This is a genomic window from Mesorhizobium sp. M8A.F.Ca.ET.161.01.1.1, from assembly GCF_004792105.1.
Classification (GTDB): domain Bacteria; phylum Pseudomonadota; class Alphaproteobacteria; order Rhizobiales; family Rhizobiaceae; genus Mesorhizobium.
Genome location: NZ_SRTD01000200.1, coordinates 1 through 353 on the forward strand (window position 1 = coordinate 1; position 353 = coordinate 353).

Annotated in this window: 1 pseudogene; it reads right to left on the reverse strand. The window is 67.1% G+C overall.

Annotation, left to right across the window (positions count from 1 at the left end):
• Window positions 1-353, reverse strand: a pseudogene (locus EN804_RS35315) (DDE-type integrase/transposase/recombinase); the annotation flags it as partial.

The window sequence follows — 353 nt, forward strand, 5'->3', positions numbered from 1 at the left end:
TCCGGGTCCTTGGCCAGTGGCAGCATGGTCAGATGGAAGCGCTCGTGGCGACCGTTCTGCTGCGGCTTGCCGGGTGCGATCCGTTCCAGCGTGATGCCGAGCTTGATGAAGCGCACCGCAAGCGGCGTCAGCCCGGTGACGCCGGCCGACGCGAAGGGCGAGCCATTGTCGCTTCTGAAGCGATCCGGCAGGCCATGCTCCTCAAACAGTCGCTCGAACACCGGCCAGGCCTCGGCGTCCGCCGTCGAACCCGTCGCTTCGAGCGCCAGAAGGTAGCGGCTCGAGGCATCCATCACCGTCAACGGATCGCAGCGCCACCCGTCGGCAGTCCGGAACCACCCCTTGTGATCGCC